17 protein-coding genes and 1 pseudogene are annotated in these 19,505 nt (G+C 59.4%); 12 read left to right on the forward strand and 6 right to left on the reverse strand.

Features of this window, described 5'->3' with window-relative positions; genetic code table 11:
* Positions 1 to 72: 72 nt before the first annotated feature.
* The gene (gene fadD2 / locus B3I26_RS05110; protein WP_296255774.1) at positions 73 to 1,761 is read right to left on the reverse strand and encodes a long-chain-fatty-acid--CoA ligase FadD2; all 1,689 of its coding nucleotides are present in this window, start codon (positions 1,759 to 1,761) and stop codon (positions 73 to 75) included.
* 226 nt (positions 1,762 to 1,987) lie between these two features.
* On the opposite strand from fadD2, the gene B3I26_RS05115 reads away from it, so the two are divergent.
* Positions 1,988 to 2,953 (forward strand): alpha/beta hydrolase, encoded by a 966-nt coding sequence (locus tag B3I26_RS05115; protein WP_296255776.1) that lies wholly within the window; start codon positions 1,988 to 1,990, stop codon positions 2,951 to 2,953.
* A 54-nt stretch (positions 2,954 to 3,007) separates the two neighbouring features.
* Positions 3,008 to 3,478, forward strand: coding sequence for a MaoC family dehydratase (locus B3I26_RS05120; RefSeq protein WP_296255778.1), 471 nt, complete (start codon positions 3,008 to 3,010; stop codon positions 3,476 to 3,478).
* A 233-nt stretch (positions 3,479 to 3,711) separates the two neighbouring features.
* On the opposite strand, the gene ccoM is transcribed toward B3I26_RS05120, so the two are convergent.
* The 3 genes from ccoM to B3I26_RS05135 form a co-directional block, all read right to left on the reverse strand.
* Entirely contained in the window at positions 3,712 to 3,828 is a 117-nt protein-coding gene (ccoM, locus tag B3I26_RS05125) for a cytochrome c oxidase subunit CcoM (RefSeq protein ID WP_296255780.1), read from the reverse strand.
* 136 nt (positions 3,829 to 3,964) lie between these two features.
* Positions 3,965 to 4,126: a hypothetical protein gene (locus tag B3I26_RS05130; protein ID WP_296255782.1), complete on the reverse strand. Its 162-nt coding sequence runs from the start codon at positions 4,124 to 4,126 to the stop codon at positions 3,965 to 3,967.
* Positions 4,127 to 4,192: 66 nt separating this feature from the next.
* Positions 4,193 to 4,588 carry an aspartate-semialdehyde dehydrogenase gene (locus tag B3I26_RS05135; RefSeq protein WP_296255785.1) on the reverse strand — a complete coding sequence of 132 codons (396 nt, stop codon included), beginning with the start codon at positions 4,586 to 4,588 and terminating at the stop codon, positions 4,193 to 4,195.
* 228 nt (positions 4,589 to 4,816) lie between these two features.
* Between B3I26_RS05135 and rapA the strand changes: the two genes are divergently transcribed.
* The 3 genes and pseudogenes from rapA to B3I26_RS05150 all read left to right on the forward strand — a co-directional run bounded on the left by rapA (position 4,817) and on the right by B3I26_RS05150 (position 10,977).
* On the forward strand, positions 4,817 to 7,663 hold the full coding sequence (rapA, locus tag B3I26_RS05140; RefSeq protein WP_296255788.1) for an RNA polymerase-associated protein RapA: 2,847 nt from the start codon (positions 4,817 to 4,819) through the stop codon (positions 7,661 to 7,663).
* A 496-nt stretch (positions 7,664 to 8,159) separates the two neighbouring features.
* A pseudogene (locus tag B3I26_RS05145) lies at positions 8,160 to 8,538 on the forward strand (YkgJ family cysteine cluster protein).
* Between the two features lie 147 nt (positions 8,539 to 8,685).
* Positions 8,686 to 10,977: a putative bifunctional diguanylate cyclase/phosphodiesterase gene (locus B3I26_RS05150; RefSeq protein ID WP_296255791.1), complete on the forward strand. Its 2,292-nt coding sequence runs from the start codon at positions 8,686 to 8,688 to the stop codon at positions 10,975 to 10,977.
* A 213-nt stretch (positions 10,978 to 11,190) separates the two neighbouring features.
* On the opposite strand, the gene B3I26_RS05155 is transcribed toward B3I26_RS05150, so the two are convergent.
* Positions 11,191 to 11,490 (reverse strand): DUF2288 domain-containing protein, encoded by a 300-nt coding sequence (locus B3I26_RS05155; RefSeq protein ID WP_296255793.1) that lies wholly within the window; start codon positions 11,488 to 11,490, stop codon positions 11,191 to 11,193.
* Between the two features lie 327 nt (positions 11,491 to 11,817).
* Between B3I26_RS05155 and B3I26_RS05160 the strand changes: the two genes are divergently transcribed.
* The 5 genes from B3I26_RS05160 (at position 11,818) to B3I26_RS05180 (ending at position 16,816) form a co-directional block, all read left to right on the forward strand.
* Positions 11,818 to 12,945, forward strand: coding sequence for a branched-chain amino acid ABC transporter substrate-binding protein (locus B3I26_RS05160; RefSeq protein WP_296255795.1), 1,128 nt, complete (start codon positions 11,818 to 11,820; stop codon positions 12,943 to 12,945).
* 213 nt (positions 12,946 to 13,158) lie between these two features.
* The gene (gene livH / locus B3I26_RS05165; protein ID WP_110950032.1) at positions 13,159 to 14,088 is read left to right on the forward strand and encodes a high-affinity branched-chain amino acid ABC transporter permease LivH; all 930 of its coding nucleotides are present in this window, start codon (positions 13,159 to 13,161) and stop codon (positions 14,086 to 14,088) included.
* Complete coding sequence (locus B3I26_RS05170) at positions 14,085 to 15,347, forward strand: high-affinity branched-chain amino acid ABC transporter permease LivM (RefSeq protein WP_296255797.1); 1,263 nt, start codon at positions 14,085 to 14,087, stop codon at positions 15,345 to 15,347. The genes livH and B3I26_RS05170 overlap by 4 nt, the downstream gene beginning before the upstream one ends.
* Positions 15,347 to 16,114, forward strand: coding sequence for a high-affinity branched-chain amino acid ABC transporter ATP-binding protein LivG (gene livG, locus B3I26_RS05175; RefSeq protein WP_296255800.1), 768 nt, complete (start codon positions 15,347 to 15,349; stop codon positions 16,112 to 16,114). Before B3I26_RS05170 ends, livG begins: the two co-directional genes overlap by 1 nt.
* The gene (locus B3I26_RS05180) at positions 16,115 to 16,816 is read left to right on the forward strand and encodes an ABC transporter ATP-binding protein (protein WP_296255802.1); all 702 of its coding nucleotides are present in this window, start codon (positions 16,115 to 16,117) and stop codon (positions 16,814 to 16,816) included.
* A gap of 269 nt (positions 16,817 to 17,085) precedes the next feature.
* Here B3I26_RS05180 and B3I26_RS05185 read toward each other — a convergent pair whose 3' ends face one another.
* Positions 17,086 to 17,994, reverse strand: coding sequence for a LysR family transcriptional regulator (locus B3I26_RS05185; RefSeq protein WP_296255806.1), 909 nt, complete (start codon positions 17,992 to 17,994; stop codon positions 17,086 to 17,088).
* A gap of 103 nt (positions 17,995 to 18,097) precedes the next feature.
* Here B3I26_RS05185 and B3I26_RS05190 point away from each other — a divergent pair, with 103 nt between their 5' ends.
* The gene (locus B3I26_RS05190; protein ID WP_296255808.1) at positions 18,098 to 18,697 is read left to right on the forward strand and encodes a short chain dehydrogenase; all 600 of its coding nucleotides are present in this window, start codon (positions 18,098 to 18,100) and stop codon (positions 18,695 to 18,697) included.
* Between the two features lie 62 nt (positions 18,698 to 18,759).
* Positions 18,760 to 19,440, forward strand: a complete 681-nt coding sequence (locus B3I26_RS05195) for a COG3650 family protein (RefSeq protein ID WP_296255810.1) — start codon at positions 18,760 to 18,762, stop codon at positions 19,438 to 19,440.
* Positions 19,441 to 19,505 lie beyond the last annotated feature (65 nt).

Consider the following 19,505-nt stretch of genomic DNA (forward strand, 5'->3'; position numbering starts at 1 on the left):
TCCTAAAGGCACTGGCATACGCTCCAAAAGACACGGCGTGATTACCACGCCGTTCCTTTTATATAGCCGCCCTCAGACGCTATCGCGCAGTTCCCGTCGCAGGATCTTGCCTACCGGCGTCATGGGCAGTGAGTCGCGCAGTACGATGTATTTTGGAATTTTGTAACCCGTGAAGTTTTGCTTGCAGTACACCTTCAACTCGTCGGTCGTCAGATCCGCATCACGCGGCACCACGAACAGCTTCACCGCCTCCCCCGAGCGCTCATCGGGCACGCCGATGACTGCACAATTGGCCACCTGCGGATGGCGCGACACCACATCTTCGAGTTCATTGGGATAGACGTTGAAACCCGAGACGATGATCAAATCCTTTTTGCGGTCGACGATACGGATAAATCCGTCAGGGTCGATGACCGCGATGTCGCCGGTCTTCAGCCAGCCTTCGCTGTCAAGGACCTCGGCAGTAGCGTCGGGCTTATGCCAGTAACCGAGCATGATCTGCGGCCCCTTCAGACACAGTTCGCCACGTTCGCCGACCGGCAATTCGACGCCATCGTCATTGATCACCTTGGCGGTCGTGCCTGGCACAGGCATGCCGACGGTACCCGGTTTCGACTGGTCGCCATAGGGGTTGGCCGTGGCGACGGGCGACGTTTCGGTCAGTCCATAGCCCTCTACGATCGGGCAGCCGGTCAACTGCAGCCAGCGCTCGGCAGTGGCATTGACCAGCGCCGTGCCGCCCGAATTGGTCAGGCGCAGGCTGGAGAAATCCAGGCGCTTGAAACCCGGGTGATCCATCAGTGCAACGAACAGCGTGTTGAGGCCGAGCATCGCCGAGAACTTCCACTTTTTCAGTTCCCTGATGAAGCCGCCGATGTCCCGCGGGTTGGTGATCAGTACGTTGTGGTTGCCGCTGACCATCATGCACATGCAGTTACAGGTGAACGCATAGATGTGATATAGCGGCAACGGCGCGATCATGATCTCGTTGCCCTGCCTGAAAATCGGCAACCCGTCCGGGCCGTGCTGCAACATGCAGGCATAGACCTGCTGCATGTTCGCCACCAGGTTGCCGTGGGTGAGCATCGCGCCCTTCGGCGAGCCGGTAGTCCCGCCGGTGTATTGCAGGACAGCGATGTCGTCCAGATCCAGTTGCACCCGGCGCAGTTGATCGCCGCGTCCTCTTTTGAGCACGCCCTTGAACGAGACGGCCTGCGGCAGGTGGTACTCGGGGACCATCTTCTTGACCTTGTCGACCACGGTATTGATCAGCCACCCCTTGGCCGGGGACTGCATGTCGCCCATCTTCACTTCGATCAGGTACTGAATCTCGGTATCTGGCAGGACCTCCTCGACGTTCTTGCCGAACACGTTCAGATACACCAGCGCGCGGGCACCGCAATCCCTGAACTGATGGCGCATTTCGCGCGGAGTGTAGAGCGGGTTGGTATTGACCACGATCAGCCCGGCGCGCATGGCGCCGAAGACGGCGATGGGGTACTGGATCAGGTTGGGCATCTGCACGGCAATGCGGTCACCGGGCTTGAGTTCAGTCTGCTGCTGCAGGTAACCGGCAAACGCTGCGGAGTAACGCTCAAGCTCGGCGTACGTCAGCGTCACGCCCAGGTTGCTGTAGGCGGGACGGTCCGCGTACTGCTTGCAGCTGCGCTCGAACACCTCGATCACTGACGTGTACGCCTGTAAATCCACTTCACAGAGCACGCCCGCCGGGCGCTTGTCGTTCCAGAATTCAGGTTGCATGTTGTTTTTATCCTCTTACCTGAGAGTGCCGGCCCCGCGGTCTGTGCGCGGGCAATGGCCGGACGTTAGCAGCTAAGGCCGGGAAGGCAAATAGGCCACCGGGCGTCATCAATGAGCTGAATCTTGCGGGTGATCGGCCCGTCATCCCGCAACGGCTATACACTGCTGAAAAGCACTGGCTATAGCGCTTTTTCACGACAATTTCTTACAAGGCCAAGGAAATGCCATGAAACACGATGCTTTTTGGCTGGGCACAGCCGATCACACGCGCCTATTCGTCAACGCCTGGCTGCCAATGACTGACACCGGCTCCCATGCCGATCCGGTGAGGGCTGTGGTGATGTTGTCCCATGGCATGGCCGAACACAGCGGCCGTTATGAGCGCCTTGGCGCGGCGCTGACAAGGGCGGGTTTTGCCCTGTACTCCCCTGACCAGCGCGGCCACGGCCAGACGGCCGCCCACGGCGTACTTGGGCATTACGCCGATGCGGATGGCTGGAACAAGGTGGTGGGTGACCTGGCCAGCCTTAATGCGTCGATTGCGCAACGTCATCCTGGCGCGCCGTTGTTTTTGCTGGGTCACAGCATGGGCAGCTACATCGCCCAGGCGTACCTGTTGCACCACGGCGCCAGCCTGCAGGGCGCGGTGCTCAGCGGTTCGAATTTCCAGCCCGTATCGCTCTACCGCCTCGCCGCCGCGATCGCGCGCGTGGAGCGTTGGCGTCAGGGCCCGACCGGGCGCAGCGCCTTGATCGATTTTTTGTCGTTTGGCTCGTTCAATCGGACTTTCAAGCCGGTGCGCACGCCTTTTGACTGGTTGAGCCGCGACGCGCAGGAGGTCGATAAATATGTGCAAGACCCGCTGTGCGGTTTTCGCTGTACCAATCAGTTCTGGCTGGACTTGCTCGGCGGGCTGCAGCAGATCAGCAAGGCGTCCAACCTTGCGCAGATCGATCGGAGCTTGCCGCTGCTGATCATTGGCGGCGAATGTGATCCGGTGAGCGAAGGTAAGCGTCTAAAGGACCTCGCTGACACGCTGATGAGTACGGATCACACGTTCGTCACGCTGAGGCTCTATCAGCAGGCGCGGCATGAAATTCTCAACGAGACCAACCGCGATGAAGTCACTCGTGATCTACTCGCCTGGCTCGAAGAAGCGCTTGCCACGCCCAGACCTGGGCGCAGCGAGTAGCCATTCGGGATTTCCCTTTATTCACGATCACTTTTCATGTCACAGGAACGCAGCATGACTCAAGTTACCAACACGCCCTATGAAGCCCTTGAAGTCGGCCAGACTGCCAGCTACAGCAAAACGGTGGAAGAACGGCATATCCAGCTGTTCGCTGAAATGTCCGGAGACCGCAATCCGGTGCACCTGGATGCAGAGTTTGCCGCCAAGAGCATGTTCAAGGATCGTATCGCTCACGGTATGTTCAGCGGTGCGTTGATCAGTGCCGCGGTGGCCTGCGAATTGCCAGGGCCTGGGACAATTTATCTGGGTCAGCAGATGAGCTTTCAAAAGCCGGTGAAGATTGGCGATACCTTGACGGTGCGCTTGGAGATTCTGGAAAAACTGCCGAAGTTTCGGGTGAGGATTGCGACCCGGGTGTTCAATCAGAACGATGAGTTGGTGGTCGATGGCGAGGCTGAGATTCTGGCGCCGCGTAAAGAACAGACGGTGAGCCTGGCGCAATTGCCGCTTATCACCGTGGGCTAAGAATGGCTGCGCTTTCACGCCAGGACAGATTTTTGCGTTGAGCTTTGCGTATATACCCATTTGCGCTGGTGGCGCCAGTTTACCTTTTCGCGGGGCGCAAAGGTAAGTCCGCAGCACCCCGACATTGGGTATGTGCCAACCCCAATCCCCCCAGGAAATTCAAAAAAGAGCGCGCAAAAAAATGGGCAACCGAAGTTGCCCAAAATGCCTTGCGTGCTCTTTTTATTCGAGACTCAATCCTTGTCGCGCTTGTGCGAGTCTCTCCAGATAAACAACGCCAGCCCTGCAAAAATGCTCAGCACCAGCATGACCGTCATGACCCCCGCTATCACCGCCTGATCGAGAAGCATGCGCGTCCCTCCTGCTGTGACCCTGTTCGATGGGTGCAGATTAACCATAGGGGGTTGGGGGAGTCTTGACCCAAGTCAATGGCTGCAACCGAAGGCACCGCCGGATTGCCCGGCCCGATCACAGCAGCAAAGGAATCTAGCGTTTCTTCGGCTTGCCCTTGCTTTTCTTCCTGGCCTTGCCCAGCGGCATCGCCTGCTCGAAAGCCTGACGCACTTCGTTAAGCCGCTTGTCGTTAAGATCGTGCACACGCTTGGCGCGCTCGGCGCTCAGGTCTACCAGTTTTTCGTCATCGCTCATCGCGCGCTGCTCTCAAATGCTCAATAGCGATAATAATGCGCAATCACGCAGACGCTGACCAGCACATCAAACCTTCAAATCCACCCACAATCCCTGGCGCGGTTCGTCATCAATGATCGGCACCACTGGCACAGTGTTGTCGGCATTGAGGAAATCGCCAGGGATGGCCGGCCCGGCGTAGGCGCCTTGCTGAAGAGACTCCCGAGCATCCGCTTCGACGCTCTCATCCAGATCGGGATGGCGATCGGCAGTGCGGCGGTCACGGCGGCGCCTTTGCTGGCGGCGCTGTTCTTCACGTAGCAGCAACTGGGCTTGCTCGGGATCGCGCTCGCCCATGTTGATCGTGCTGTCGCTGGAGCTAGGCTGCACGGGTGCGACCGCAGGTATGTCGGGCGTCGGTTTGACCGGGTCCTGCTGGGCAGTGATCGGGGCTGCACTCAAGGGGATCAGCGGTGGCAGCATGTTATGGGTCTCCTGTTATCAAGCTGTCGGCTGCCGTTTCGTCGACTTGAGCCGTATGAAGAGCAAGTTTGGACTCCGTTTATCGCTTCCAGTGCCAACGCCAGACCACTGGCGCAACAAATACGGCCAATTTCACAACGTAGCGCGCATAACAGCTTCACAAGAGCTTTGGCCTGAGCAGGTTGTTCCGTTACCATAGTCGGCTTTTTAAGGCGGGAGTCAGGCAGCATGGCGCAGCAGTATCAACCGGGGCAACGCTGGATTAGCGACAGCGAAGCCGAGCTGGGTTTAGGCACCGTTCTGGCACAGGACGGCCGCTTGTTGACCGTGCTCTATCCGGCCACTGGCGACACCCGCCAGTATGCATTGCGCAATGCCCCGCTCACGCGTGTGCGCTTCTCGCCGGGTGACACCATCACCCATTTCGAAAACTGGAAGATGACCGTCCGCGAAGTCGAAGATGTCGATGGGCTGCTGGTCTATCACGGTCTGAACGCGCAGAACCAGCAGGTCACCCTGCCGGAAACCCAACTGTCGAACTTCATCCAGTTCCGTCTGGCCAGCGACCGCCTGTTCGCCGGGCAGATCGACCCTCTGGCCTGGTTCTCCCTGCGCTATCACACCCTTGAACATACCAGCCGTCAGCTGCAATCCTCGCTGTGGGGCCTGGGCGGCGTTCGCGCGCAGCCTATCGCCCATCAATTGCACATCGCCCGTGAAGTTGCTGACCGTATCGCCCCGCGCGTGCTGCTGGCCGACGAAGTAGGTCTGGGCAAGACCATCGAAGCGGGTCTTGTGATCCATCGCCAGTTGCTGTCAGGCCGCGCCAGCCGCGTGTTGATCCTGGTCCCGGAAAACCTGCAGCATCAGTGGCTGGTCGAGATGCGTCGTCGCTTCAACCTGCAGGTTGCGCTGTTCGATGCCGAGCGCTTCATCGAGAGCGACGCCAGCAATCCGTTCGAAGACACGCAACTGGCGCTGGTCTCGCTGGAGTGGCTGGTCGACGACGAAAAGGCGCAAGACGCGCTGTTCGCGGCCGGCTGGGACCTGCTGGTGGTCGACGAAGCTCACCATCTGGTCTGGCATGAAGACAAAGCCAGCCCGCAGTACTCGCTGGTCGAGCAACTGGCCGAGGTTATTCCGGGCGTGTTGCTACTCACCGCAACGCCGGAGCAACTGGGACAGGACAGCCACTTTGCCCGTTTGCGCCTGCTCGATCCGAACCGTTTCCACGACCTGCACGCCTTCCGCGCCGAGAGCGAAAACTACCGTCCGGTGGCCGAAGCCGTTCAGGAGCTGCTCGACCAGGGTCGCCTTTCCCCTGAGGCGCACACAACCATTCAAGGCTTCCTCGGTGCCGAGGGCGAAGCACTGCTCAGTGCAGTGGCCGCGGGCGATACCGAAGCCAGTGCACGGCTGATCCGCGAACTGCTCGATCGACATGGCACCGGTCGCGTGTTGTTCCGTAATACCCGTGCTGCCGTACAGGGGTTCCCGGAGCGCAAGCTGCATCAATACCCGCTGCCCTGCCCGGCCGAATACCTGGAGTTGCCCGTTGGCGAGCATGCCGATCTGTACCCGGAAGTCAGCTTCCAGGCGCAGGGCGAGACCGGCGAGGAAGAGCGTTGGTGGCGCTTCGACCCGCGCGTCGACTGGCTGATCGATACGCTGAAGATGCTCAAGCGCGTCAAGGTGCTGGTGATCTGCGCCCACGCCGAAACCGCAATGGACCTGGAGGACGCTCTGCGTGTGCGCTCCGGCATCCCGGCGACCGTGTTCCATGAAGGCATGAATATCCTGGAGCGTGACCGCGCAGCCGCGTATTTTGCCGATGAGGAGTTCGGGGCTCAGGTGCTGATCTGCTCGGAAATCGGCAGTGAAGGCCGCAACTTCCAGTTTTCCCATCATCTGGTGCTGTTTGACCTGCCAGCGCACCCTGATCTGCTGGAACAGCGTATCGGTCGTCTGGACCGCATCGGCCAGAAGCACATCATCGAGCTGCATGTGCCGTATCTGGAAACCAGCCCGCAAGAGCGCCTGTTCCAGTGGTATCACGAAGCCCTCAACGCCTTCCTCAACACGTGTCCGACCGGCAACGCCCTGCAGCATCAGTTCGGTCCACGCCTGCTGCCGATGCTTGAGGGTGGCGACGATGACGACTGGAAAGTTTTGGTCAGCGGAGCCCGTGCCGAGCGTGAGCGCTTGGAAAGCGAACTGCATGCCGGTCGCGACCGCCTGCTGGAACTCAACTCCGGCGGCGCTGGCGAGGGTGACGCACTGGTCGAGGCGATCCTGGAGCAGGACGATCAGTTCACCCTGCCGATCTACATGGAAACCCTGTTCGACGCATTCGGCATCGACAGCGAAGATCACTCCGAGAACGCGCTGATCCTCAAGCCGAGCGAAAAGATGCTCGACGCCAGCTTCCCGCTGGGCGACGACGAAGGGGTGACCATTACCTACGACCGCAACCAGGCGCTGTCTCGCGAGGACATGCAGTTCATCACCTGGGAGCATCCGATGGTGCAGGGCGGCATGGATCTGGTGCTGTCCGGTTCCATGGGTAATACCGCCGTGGCACTGATCAAGAACAAGGCGCTGAAACCGGGCACCGTGCTGCTCGAACTGCTGTACGTCAGTGAAGTGGTCGCCCCACGCTCGCTGCAGCTGGGTCGTTACCTGCCACCGGCCGCGCTGCGCTGCCTGCTGGACGCCAACGGCAACGATCTGTCGGGCCGCGTCTCCTTCACCACGCTGAATGACCAATTGGAAAGCGTGCCCCGTGCCAGCGCCAACAAGTTCATTCAGGCCCAACGCGATGTGCTGAACCCGCAGATCAACGCAGCCGAAAGCAAGATCGCGCCGAAGCATGCCGAGCGCGTGGCCGAGGCGCAACGTCGTCTGGCAGCGGACACCGACGAAGAACTGGCCCGTCTGACGGCCCTGCAAGCCGTCAATCCGACCGTGCGCGACAGCGAACTCACTGCCCTGCGCGAATTGCGCGAGCAAGGGCTGGCCATGCTGGACAAGGCCGCGCTGCGCCTTGAGGCGATCCGGGTGCTGGTCGCGGGGTAATCGCGTTACGCAAGAATCAGTGGTGACTCGTAGCAGCCCGGCTTTACAGAGGTGGCGATCGTAAACGCTGCCGCTGGCAAGCCGTCTGATACGGGGGGCCGATGTATCAGCTGACGTCCGCGTTTGAACGCAACTTCTGGCCAAGGCACTTCAAACCTCACGTCACAGACGGCTCATCCTCTGCCACAACGGCCTCACCGGCCACCCTCGCCCGCGCATCCGCGAAGCGGCGCGACTGAAGCAGTTCGATGCCCGCACCACACATGGCAGCGTGGCGAACAGCGCGCCAGGAGTCTGCAACTTGTGCGTCGATTCAGCGCAGAATTGATACCTTCCCATTGCGCGGCAGTCCAGACATCGCCATCAACGCTGCGCGGTGACGGGTCATTCACCGGCTGAAATATATTTTCCAGACCCAATTCCCAAGCGAACGCCAGCGCCTAGGATAGCTGCGGACCGCTTTCCCTCCCCAGGTCCATTCTTCCGGTTTATATCCATGTCCGACGTCAGTCCGTGCCTGAATTGCGGTGCCTGCTGTTCACACTTTCGCGTGTCCTTTTATTGGAGAGATGGCACGTCGGCGGGAGGGGATGCCCGATGAACAGGTCAGCAGCATCAGCCCCAGCTGCGTCGACATGCTCGGCACCGAGTGCAAGCCTTCGCGCTGCACCGCATTGGTAGGCAACGTCGGAACACGAGTCAGCTGCTCGATTTATGAGCACCGCTCCAGCACCTGCCGTGAGTTCGAGGCTTCCTGGGCCAATGGCGAGCACAACCCGGATTGCGATTCGGCGCGCGCAGCATTTGGTCTGCTTCCCGTTGAACGCCAAGTGCTCGGCGATGACACGACCACAGCAAACGTCAGCGCTGCTTAGAACCTTTTCTATTTTCCTTATAGCGAAATAGTTGCTACGCCCGTCTTCCTGCCGGTATTTAACTTCGGCGGGTTCGTATACTCATCGCAAAGTGCCATCAGTTACCCGGACTGAGGTCTCTCCAGCGATGAATATATGGAACGTGCTATGGATTGGCTGGGTTTGCATTTTTTACCGTCGATGCCCGCTCACGACCGGATGTTGCTCAACTGTACCCACAATCCTTCGCTCATTCTGCTGGCTTACCTGGTGGCGTGCGCCGCCGGTTTCGCGACGCTGGACATCGCCGAACGGGTGGGACACGTTGATAACGCGAGCGCCAGGCTGCGCTGGCGGATTGTGGGTGCCTTATGCCTGGCGGTAGGCATCTGGGCCATGCACTTCATTAGCATGCTGTCGTTCCGCCCCCCCTTGGAGATGCACTACAACCTGCCCACCACCGTTGCCTCGTTGGCCGTCGCGTTGGTAGCAGGCGTGGTGATGATGCAAGCGCTTGGCCACCCACAATTGCGCGCAAGGCAGTACCTGACGGCATCGGTGTGCATCGGGTTGGGCATCACCGCGATGCATTACCTTGGCATGTCGGCCATGCGTTCGAGCGCCATGCAGTATTACGAGCCGATGCGTTTCGCCAGTTCGATCATAGTGGCCATCGCCAGTAGCTTGGCCGCACTGGTTTTGGCCATGCATTTGCGCCAGGGCAGCGGCAGGCTTCATCAAGTGCTCAAATCAGGGGCGAGCCTGATGCTGGGCGCCGGCATTGTCGGCACGCACTTCATGGGCATGTGGGCCTTGCAGTTGACGGTGCCGGACGGCACCCAAATGCGCATGCCCACCACCGACAACAGCCTGCAACTGAGCCTGACCATTGCCCTGATCGTCATGCTCATCATCGCCGGTAGCATCAGCGCGGCATTGGCCGATAAAAAGCTGCAAGCCAAGGAACATGACCTGCAGCGGGTCAATGCGCTGCTCAGTCAACTCGATCAGGCACGACTCTCGCTGCAGCAAGCGGCAAACTTCGACGCCCTCACCAACCTGATCAATCGCCGCGGCTTCAATCAGATTTTCGCCGAGCGCCTGACGGAGCAGAATCAAGCCGGTGGCAAACTCGCCGTGATGTTCCTCGACGTGGACTACTTCAAGCGCATCAATGACAGCCTTGGGCATGACGCCGGCGATGAATTGCTAAAGGTCATCGCCGAGCGTATCCGCGGCGCCACTCGCAGCAGCGACGTGGTCGCGCGCTTTGGCGGCGACGAATTCTGCATTCTGATCGCCTTGCACACCATCGCGGAGGCGCGCCATATGGCCCAGCGGGTGATGATCAGGATGAAAGATCCGATCGCCCTCGCTGGCCGAAGCATGGTGATGACGACCAGCATCGGCGTCAGTATTTACCCCGACGATGGCCAAACCTGTGACGAGCTGTTGAAAAGCGCTGACCTTGCGCTTTATCAATCCAAAGACAATGGTCGCAATACCCTGCATTTTTTCAATGAAGCACTCAAAAACAAGGCGAGTCTGGAACTGCACCTGGAGGAGCAACTGCGCGACGCATTGAGCCAGGGGCAGGGCCTGCTGCTGTTCTATCAACCCATCGTGGATCTTCGCACCGGTCACGTCGCCAAGCTGGAAGCGCTGGTGCGCTGGCAACATCCCGTGCACGGGCTGCTCACGCCTGACCGGTTCATCACCATCGCCGAGACCAACGGCCTGATCGCTGAACTGGACAACTGGGTATTGCGTCGGGCTTGCAGGGATCTGGCGCAACTGTGCGATCACGGCTTCGAAAAACTGGTGATCGCTGTGAACTGTTCTGCGCTGAATCTGGCCCGGCAAGACCTCGTTCAGGAAATCGATGCGGCGCTTAAGGAAGCTGGCGTGCCGCCTCACAGGCTGGAACTGGAGGTCACCGAAAACGCGCTGATGTGCAACATCAGCAACACCGTGCTGCTGCTTAACGAGATTCGAACGCTTGGGGTGGCGTTGTCCATCGACGACTTCGGCACCGGCTATTCCTCGCTGGCCTATCTCAAGCGTCTGCCACTGGACACGGTGAAGATAGATCGCTCGTTCATCGTCGACACCCCACAATCCCCACAGGACATGGAAATTGTCCACGCCATCATCCTCATGGCCCACACGCTGCACCTTAAGGTTGTGACCGAAGGCGTGGAAACCCCGGCGCAACTGGAATTCCTGAGTGAATATGGCTGCGATTATGTGCAGGGCTATCTGTTCAGCAAGCCTGCTGCGCTTGAAACCCTGAGGCCGCTGGTGCAGCGGCTCAATCAAAGCAAACCGTGCGAACCCAAGCCTGCGCTTCAGGTGCTGGAGGCCGCTCAATCAAGCGCGGGCGCGCCGTTCACGGGACAGGATTGCCGAGAAACGGACCAACCCCGGGCCGACCGTTTCCGCTCCCGCCCGCAGCGTTAACCAAACGGCGATTTGCGATATGAATGCGGTCCGGACCGTACTCTTGAGTGGACTCGCTGGCCGGCAAAACAGTTGTGAATGTTTCTTCCGCCAGGCCACACCAGCAATTGGGGTGATCATCCTGTGATCTTTCGCTACTTGTGGCGCTCTAGCAGTTACCGCACTACCCACTTTGCCATCATATGACGCACCAAAATGGAGCCAGCTCTTACCTCACGCCCTTTCCTGGATCAACACCCAGGGAGCCACGACCACAGCCCACAACTCGGGCGCGCGCTCCATCAGGTCCAACGCCTTTGATTCAGAGAGCTTGCTGACCTCCCCGCTTTCCAACCATAGCGCCACTTTGCCTTGGGCGTTTTGGGCAAACGCCTGCGCCACGGCGATCAAATCCTGCGAAGGCTCGACCCACAACAGGGCACCCCTTGCAAAAAACGGTTCCAATTCCTTCCAGGTGATCGATGCCGTTTCGCCGAGGAGTTTGGCATAGAGGGTGCTAGGTTCTTGGTTCATGGGTTTCACCGTTTGGAAAATCGGCGCAATGATAACGCTGCCTCTCCTGCGCTCAAACCCGGTTTCAAGTGATTGATTGCAGAGAACTTCGTTCAAGCCATCAGGTTGGACCACTCCACGGAGGACCAACTGGCAGGAATGTGTATCTTTCTTTCGATTAAGCGACATGAAGAGGCTTTGCCCCCTGTAGTCAGCTTTTCAAGCGCTCAACCGGCGCTCTAAACTGTTCCGGTACAGTTGCCGGGGGTGTGGCCTGGATAAATAATCCGGTCCTGCTGCCTTTGGCCGCCAGGATTATAAAAATTACAAACGCAAGAGTGGAGCATCATGACGAAGGGTATTAATCAGATTTCCAAGCTGTTTGCCGCACTGGTTCTGGCGGGCGTTGCCAGCCATTCGTTCGCAGCCGACACCATCAAGATCGGCATTGCCGGCCCTAAAACAGGCGCGGTTGCCCAATACGGTGACATGCAGTTTAGCGGTGCCAAAATGGCCGTCGAGCGAATCAACGCCAAAGGCGGCGTCGATGGCAAGAAGCTCGAAGCCGTGGAGTACGACGACGCCTGTGACCCTAAACAAGCGGTCGCCGTCGCCAACAAAGTGGTCAACGATGGCGTGAAATTCGTGGTTGGTCACCTCTGCTCCAGCTCTACTCAGCCAGCGTCCGATATCTACGAAGACGAAGGCATCATCATGATTACCCCGGCTGCTACCAGCCCGGAAATCACCGCCCGTGGCTACAAGATGGTGTTCCGCACCATCGGTCTGGACAGCGCTCAAGGACCGGCAGCTGGCGAATACATCGTCAAACAGGTCAAGCCGAAGATCGTTGCAGTCATCCATGACAAACAGCAATACGGTGAAGGCATTGCCACCGCCGTCAAGCAAACCCTGGAAAAAGACGGCGTGAAAGTCGCGCTGTTCGAGGGCATCAATGCCGGCGACAAGGACTTCTCCTCGCTGATCGCCAAGCTCAAGCAGGCCAACGTGGACTTCGTCTACTACGGCGGCTACCACCCTGAGCTGGGCCTGATCCTGCGCCAGGCGCAGGAAAAAGGCCTGAAAGCCAGCTTCATGGGTCCGGAAGGCGTGGGCAACGCTTCCATCTCGCAGATCGCCCAGGACGCCTCCGAAGGCCTGCTGGTGACGCTGCCCAAATCATTTGACCAGGATCCCGCAAACAAGGAACTGGTTGCTGCGTTCCAAGCGAAGAAAGAAGACCCGAGCGGACCCTTCGTATTCCCTTCCTACGCCGCGGTTGAAGTGATTGCCGGTGGCATCGCTGCCGCCAAGTCCGAAGACACCGCTAAGGTGGCCGCCGCTATTCACGCCGGGACCTTCAAGACCCCGACGGGCGATCTGTCTTTCGACGCCAAGGGTGACCTGAAAGACTTCAAATTCGTCGTTTACACCTGGCACAAAGATGGCACCAAGACTGAAGCCCCTGTGAAGTAATCACAGCCTTCACGCTTACCCGGAGCCCACTGCAACCGCAGTGGGCTTTGTTTTGGCTGGGCTGACGGATTTCACAAGAATCCCGATCCCTGAACATCTTGAAACCGCACCAGTGAATCGCTGGGCTCGTGCCGGACGCGGACGTAGATCACGACGCGCGAGCGGGAATGACTTCACCAGTGAACCACCGAGCAGGTTTTTAGGAGCGCGGCAATGCCTGAGATAGACATCTATCATTTTTTCCAACAGCTGGTTAATGGCATGACCATTGGCAGCACTTATGCCCTGATTGCCATCGGCTACACAATGGTCTACGGCATCATCGGCATGATCAACTTCGCTCATGGCGAGGTGTACATGATCGGTTCGTACGTGGCGTTCATCGCCCTGGCCGGGCTGACCATGCTGGGGCTGGACAATCTGCCCCTGCTGATCACCGCAGCGTTCATCGCCAGTATCGTGGTAACCAGTGCCTACGGTTACGCCATCGAACGGGTCGCCTACCGTCCGCTGCGCGGCAGCAATCGCCTGATCCCTCTGATTTCCGCCATCGGCATGTCGATATTCCTGCAGAACACCGTGCTGTTGTCGCAGGATTCCAAGGACAAATCGATCCCCAACCTGATCCCCGGTAACTTCGTGTTCGGCCCCGGCAGCACTCACGAAGTGGTGATCTCGTACATGCAGATCCTGATCTTCATCGTCACGGTACTGGCCATGCTCGGCCTGACCTGGTTCATCTCCCGCTCTCGCCTGGGCCGCGCCTGCCGCGCCTGCGCCGAAGACATCAAGATGGCCAATCTGCTGGGCATCAACACCAACAACATCATTGCCCTGACCTTCGTCATCGGTGCCGCGCTGGCTGCAGTCGCTGCGGTGCTGCTGAGCATGCAGTACGGCGTGATCAACCCCAACGCGGGATTCCTGGTCGGCATCAAGGCCTTCACCGCCGCAGTCTTGGGCGGTATCGGCAGTATCCCGGGTGCGATGCTTGGCGGTCTGGTGCTGGGTGTGGCAGAAGCGTTCGGCGCCGACATCTTCGGCGACCAGTACAAGGATGTGGTGGCGTTCGGTCTTCTCGTCTTGGTGTTGCTGTTCCGGCCAACCGGCCTGCTTGGCCGTCCGGAGGTTGAAAAAGTATGAACAGAAATCTCAAATCGGCTCTCTTCAGCGCAGTGCTGGTGCTGGCTGTCGCTTACCCGATCCTCGGGTTGAAACTGGACATCATCGGCGTCAACCTGGCGGTCGTCGGTGCCAGCACCACCACCGTGCTGGTGATTTTCGCCGCTGCTTTGCTGATGTTCCTTCGGGTCCTGTTCAATGAGCATCTCAGCGCCATGTGGCGCTCACGTCCGCAGAAGCGACTGATGTCGGACAAGGCCAGCAATTTTTTGACCCTGCCATCGACTCAACGCTGGTTTCTGGGTGCGTTGGTTATTGCCGCGCTGGTGTGGCCATTCTTCGGTTCCCGCGGCGCGGTGGACATTGCCACGCTGATCCTGATCTACGTGATGCTGGGTCTGGGCTTGAACATCGTGGTCGGCATGGCAGGCCTGCTGGACCTGGGTTATGTGGGCTTCTACGCCGTCGGCGCCTACACCTATGCCCTGTTACAGCACTACTTTGGCTTCGGTTTCTGGATTTGCCTGCCGCTGGCCGGGCTGGCGTCCGCCACGTTCGGTTTCCTGCTGGGCTTTCCGGTACTGCGCCTGCGCGGTGACTATCTGGCGATCGTGACCCTGGGTTTCGGGGAAATCATTCGCCTGTTCCTGCGCAACCTGACCGACATCACCGGCGGTCCGAACGGCATCAGCAACATCGAAAAACCGACGCTGTTCGGCCTGTCCTTCGAACGTAAAGCGGCTGAAGGTATGCAGACTTTCCACGAGTATTTCGGCCTGCAATACAACTCCATCAATAAGGTGATCTTCCTTTACCTGATCGCCCTGCTGCTGGCGCTGCTGGCGTTGTTCGTGATCAACCGCCTGCTGCGCATGCCGATCGGTCGTGCGTGGGAAGCACTGCGTGAAGATGAAATCGCCTGCCGTGCGCTGGGCCTGAATCCGACGATCATCAAACTCTCGGCCTTTACATTGGGCGCCGCGTTCGCCGGGTTCGCCGGTAGCTTCTTCGCTGCGCGCCAAGGCCTGATCACCCCGGAATCGTTTACCTTTCTGGAGTCGGCGATCATTCTCGCCATCGTGGTATTGGGCGGCATGGGTTCGCAGTTGGGCGTAATTCTCGCGGCGATCGTGATGATCCTGCTGCCTGAATTGCTCCGTGAATTCAGCGAATACCGCATGCTGGGCTTCGGCGCCTTGATGGTGCTGATGATGATCTGGCGTCCTCAGGGCTTCCTGCCAATGCAGCGTCCCGTCATGAAACTCAAGGGGGAGCGCTGATGAGCCGTCCACTTCTGCAAGCCTCGGGCTTGTGCATGCGCTTTGGCGGCCTGTTGGCGGTCAATGGCGTGGGTCTGACCGTCAATGAGAAGCAGGTGGTGTCGATGATCGGCCCCAACGGCGCCGGCAAGACCACCGTATTCAACTGCCTCACCGGTTTTTACAAGCCGACCTCGGGCACCATCCTGTTGGATGGCGAACCGATTCAGGGCTTGGCCGGCCATCAGATCGCCCGTAAGGGCGTGGTGCGGACCTTCCAGAATGTGCGTCTGTTCAAGGAAATGACGGCGATGGAAAACCTGTTGGTGGCCCAGCATCGTCACCTCAACACCCATTTCCTGTCCGGTCTGTTCAAGACCCCGGCGTATCGCAAAAGCGAGCGCGAGGCCATGGAATACGCCGAACACTGGCTCGAAGCGGTTGACCTGAAAGCCTTCGCCAACCGCCCCGCCGGCACCCTGGCCTATGGTCAGCAGCGCCGTCTGGAAATCGCCCGTTGCATGATGACGCGCCCGCGCATTCTCATGCTCGACGAACCCGCCGCCGGGCTGAACCCAAAGGAAACCGAAGACCTTAAGGCGCTGATCGGCGTGCTGCGTAACGAACACAACGCCACAGTGCTGCTGATCGAGCACGACATGAAACTGGTCATGAGCATCTCCGACCACGTTGTGGTGATCAATCAAGGTACGCCTCTGGCTGATGGCACGCCCGAGCAGATCCGCGACAATCCTGAAGTGATCAAAGCCTACCTGGGGGAAGCGTAAATGCTGCAGTTCGACAACGTTTCTACCTTCTACGGCAAGATCCAGGCGTTGCATGGGGTCAGCATCGATGTGCAACAGGGAGAGATCGTGACCCTGATCGGCGCCAACGGAGCGGGCAAATCCACTCTGCTGATGACCCTGTGTGGGTCACCACGCGCCCACAGCGGCAGTATTCGCTACATGGGCGAGGAGCTGGTGGGCCTGGAATCTTCGGTGATCATGCGCAAGAGCATTGCGGTGGTGCCGGAAGGTCGCCGTGTGTTTGCCCGCCTGACCGTGGAAGAAAACCTGGCCATGGGCGGATTCTTCACCGACAAGGGTGATTATCAGTCGCAGATGGACAAGGTCCTGGAGTTATTTCCACGCCTGAAGGAACGCTTCCACCAGCGCGGCGGCACCATGTCCGGTGGTGAACAGCAAATGCTCGCCATTGGTCGCGCGCTGATGAGCAAGCCCAAACTGTTGCTCCTTGACGAGCCTTCCCTGGGGCTGGCGCCGATCATCATTCAGCAGATTTTCGAGATCGTCGAACAACTGCGTCGTGACGGCGTAACCGTGTTTTTGGTCGAGCAGAACGCCAACCAGGCTCTGAAGATCGCCAACCGTGCCTACGTTCTTGAGAACGGTCGCGTGGTGATGCAAGGTTCAGGGGCGGACCTGCTGGTTGATCCGAAAGTACGGGATGCGTATCTGGGGGGATAACACCGCCCTCGCCTGCAGGGGCGCGCTTGCCCGCGAAAGCGGTGGGTCAGTGAAATTATTTCTGGCTGACCCACTGCCATCGCTGCCGTCGTAACCTCCGGCGTCACCCTCAGCTAGATGCGCTCCAAAGGGCTCTGATCGACTCAGCATTGCAGGAGTTGGTCACCCGTCTTCGCTCTAACATAAGGCTTGTGGGAGCCGCCGGAGGTTACGACGCCAGCCAATGCGGCGGGTCTGCCAAGCCGCCCTTTTTGAACTCACCACCGGCATCAAAGCTTCTCCAACGCCGCCGCACTGCGCTCGAACCACTGGGTCAGGTAGTCGGCAATCACTTGGATCCGTCGCGGCAGATGGCCCTCGAACGGGTGCACCAGAAACAGCGACGACACGGGCGTCTGGTAATCACGCAACAGCCATTGCAGCCGCCCGTCTTTGAGTTCCTTGTGCACCATGTATGAAGGCAGCCGCGCAATGCCTGCTCCTAGCAATGCCGCCTGTTTCAACAAGCCGTAGTGATTGCTGGCAAAGGCACCTCGTACAGTGACCCTGCTCAATTCATGACGCTGGTGATAGACCCAGGTTTCGCGCCCGGCGTGGTGACTGTTCAGCAGGCAACTGTGCACCCGCAGGGCTTCCGGCGTCTGCGGCTTGCCATGTTGCGCGAGATAATCGGGACTGGCGCAGGTCAACTCCTGCAAGGACAACAGCGGCTTGGCCACCAGCCGCTCGTCGACCCCCACACTGGAGCGAATGCCCAGGTCGAATCCGTCGCGGCGCATGTCACGAAAGTGGTTGTTCAGGTCCAGCTCTACCTGAACCTCGGGATATTGTCGGGCGAACTCCGTCAACACCCCCTCAAGGAACGTCTCACCCAGTGACACCGGTACCGTCAGCCGTACCGTGCCGACCAGACTCTCGCTCAGGCAGGCCATGGCATCTCGGACCCGATCGCGCTGCGCCAGCAAAGCCCGCGCCTCGGGCAACAGGATGGCCCCAGCTGAAGTCAACGTAAGGCTGCGGGTAGTGCGATGTAACAGCATCACGCCAAAACTCTTCTCCAGTTTGCTGATGCGCTTGGACAGCTGACTGGTGCTGGTGTCCAGCCATTGCGCGGCCAAGGTGAAGCTGTTGGCTTCCACCAGCATGGCAAACGCGGCCAGATCATCCATCTCGCTCATGATTGTTTCCTTATCGAGAAACCGGGATTGCGCTTTGACGCATTTATCTGTGGCAAAACACGGCTCACACTGAGGGCTGACCCATTAACAGAAGGACTGCATCGTGAAGATTCTATTGATTGGCGCCGGCGGCATCATCGGCGCGGCGATCGAGAAGGAATTGGCGCCGCGCCATGACATCGTTCGCATTGGCCGCAAAAGTGGCGACGAGCATGTCGATATTAGTGACAGCGCTTCGATCCGCAAACTGTTCGAACGGACAGGTCCTTTCGATGCCTTGATCTGCGCCGCCGGCAACGTCACCTTCGCGCCACTGGGCGAAATGACCGAGGACACGTTCGCGCTGGGCCTGCGTGACAAGTTGATGGGCCAGGTCAACCTGCTGCTGATCGGACGCGAATTCGCCAATGAGGGTGCCTCGTTCACGTTCACCACCGGCATCACCAGTCATGATCCGATTCGTAGCGGAGCCTCGGCCAGTCTGGTCAATGGGGCGATCGATGCATTCGTTCGTGCAGCGGCCATCGAGATGCCACGGGGCGTGCGCGTCAACTCGGTGAGCCCTAACGTGCTGGTCGAAGCGATGGACAGCTACGCGCCGTACTTCCGAGGTTTCAAGCCGGTTGCGGGAGCCGAGGTCGCGCTGGCCTATGCCAAAAGTGTCGAGGGCTTGCAAACCGGACAGACTTATCGCGTCGGCTAATCACCCCTTGTGATGAACGATCAGCCTGAGTAACGTGGCGGCACTTGTCTGGAGACCGCCCCATGTTCGCTGCTCGCTCTGCCCTGATCGTCGTCTTGCTGCCCCTGTTCGCCGGCTGCCAGTTGCTGCCTTCGCAATCCGCCGATGCGAAGGTTTCCACCGCGGGCATGATCCGCATGCAGGGCAGCCTGAGCGGTGATGGTGGCAAGCTGTTCTTCCAGCCCTGCAACGAGCAGCGCCGCTATGCCGTCGCTGACAAGGGAAATACAGGCATTCTGCAGGAAGCGGCGTCGGTCGTGGACAGCAGCGGCAAGGCGTTTGCCGACGTGCGCGGCAATTTCGTCGCGAGCAGGGCTCAGGGCAGTGATGGCCAGGCTGATGTCTTTCAGCTGTATCGCGTCGAGCGCCCAGGCAATGCCTGTGAAGATCCCAACTTCAAGCGCCTGACCATCCACGCCAGCGGCAGCGGCCCGAAATGGAGCCTCAATGCCAGCGGCAAGGGGCTGGTGCTGGAGCGCGAAGGCCAGCAGCCGTTTGCAGTGCCGTACCTGGAAGAGCAGTTGCCCGAAGGCCGCTTCGACCTGATTACCGACGCCAACGACCAGCATGTGGAGCTGTACGTCGCCCCACAGCGCTGTGTCGATCCGATCAGCGGCTCGGTGCAGCATCTGACCGCCGAACTGCGCGTCAATGGCCAGGTGCAGCGAGGCTGCGCGTATTTCGGGGCAATGCGTAACGATTGAGCCATTTCTCGACTGCGCGGGCCCCTCTCAAGCAGTCTGGCTTGCCCGGGGCAGCGCTTTCAATA

Origin of the sequence: Pseudomonas sp. UBA5706 (assembly GCF_002419965.1) — a bacterium.
In the GTDB taxonomy this organism is placed as follows: Bacteria; Pseudomonadota; Gammaproteobacteria; order Pseudomonadales; family Pseudomonadaceae; genus Aquipseudomonas.

Bases quoted from the DNA above. Each gene is read 5' to 3' on its own strand.
- fadD2 (WP_296255774.1), bottom strand. From the start codon at position 1,761: ATGCAACCTGAATTCTGGAACGACAAGCGCCCGGCGGGCGTGCTCTGT.
- B3I26_RS05115 (WP_296255776.1), top strand. From the start codon at position 1,988: ATGAAACACGATGCTTTTTGGCTGGGCACAGCCGATCACACGCGCCTA.
- B3I26_RS05120 (WP_296255778.1), top strand. From the start codon at position 3,008: ATGACTCAAGTTACCAACACGCCCTATGAAGCCCTTGAAGTCGGCCAG.
- ccoM (WP_296255780.1), bottom strand. From the start codon at position 3,828: ATGCTTCTCGATCAGGCGGTGATAGCGGGGGTCATGACGGTCATGCTG.
- B3I26_RS05130 (WP_296255782.1), bottom strand. From the start codon at position 4,126: ATGAGCGATGACGAAAAACTGGTAGACCTGAGCGCCGAGCGCGCCAAG.
- B3I26_RS05135 (WP_296255785.1), bottom strand. From the start codon at position 4,588: ATGCTGCCACCGCTGATCCCCTTGAGTGCAGCCCCGATCACTGCCCAG.
- rapA (WP_296255788.1), top strand. From the start codon at position 4,817: ATGGCGCAGCAGTATCAACCGGGGCAACGCTGGATTAGCGACAGCGAA.
- B3I26_RS05150 (WP_296255791.1), top strand. From the start codon at position 8,686: ATGGATTGGCTGGGTTTGCATTTTTTACCGTCGATGCCCGCTCACGAC.
- B3I26_RS05155 (WP_296255793.1), bottom strand. From the start codon at position 11,490: ATGAACCAAGAACCTAGCACCCTCTATGCCAAACTCCTCGGCGAAACG.
- B3I26_RS05160 (WP_296255795.1), top strand. From the start codon at position 11,818: ATGACGAAGGGTATTAATCAGATTTCCAAGCTGTTTGCCGCACTGGTT.
- livH (WP_110950032.1), top strand. From the start codon at position 13,159: ATGCCTGAGATAGACATCTATCATTTTTTCCAACAGCTGGTTAATGGC.
- B3I26_RS05170 (WP_296255797.1), top strand. From the start codon at position 14,085: ATGAACAGAAATCTCAAATCGGCTCTCTTCAGCGCAGTGCTGGTGCTG.
- livG (WP_296255800.1), top strand. From the start codon at position 15,347: ATGAGCCGTCCACTTCTGCAAGCCTCGGGCTTGTGCATGCGCTTTGGC.
- B3I26_RS05180 (WP_296255802.1), top strand. From the start codon at position 16,115: ATGCTGCAGTTCGACAACGTTTCTACCTTCTACGGCAAGATCCAGGCG.
- B3I26_RS05185 (WP_296255806.1), bottom strand. From the start codon at position 17,994: ATGAGCGAGATGGATGATCTGGCCGCGTTTGCCATGCTGGTGGAAGCC.
- B3I26_RS05195 (WP_296255810.1), top strand. From the start codon at position 18,760: ATGTTCGCTGCTCGCTCTGCCCTGATCGTCGTCTTGCTGCCCCTGTTC.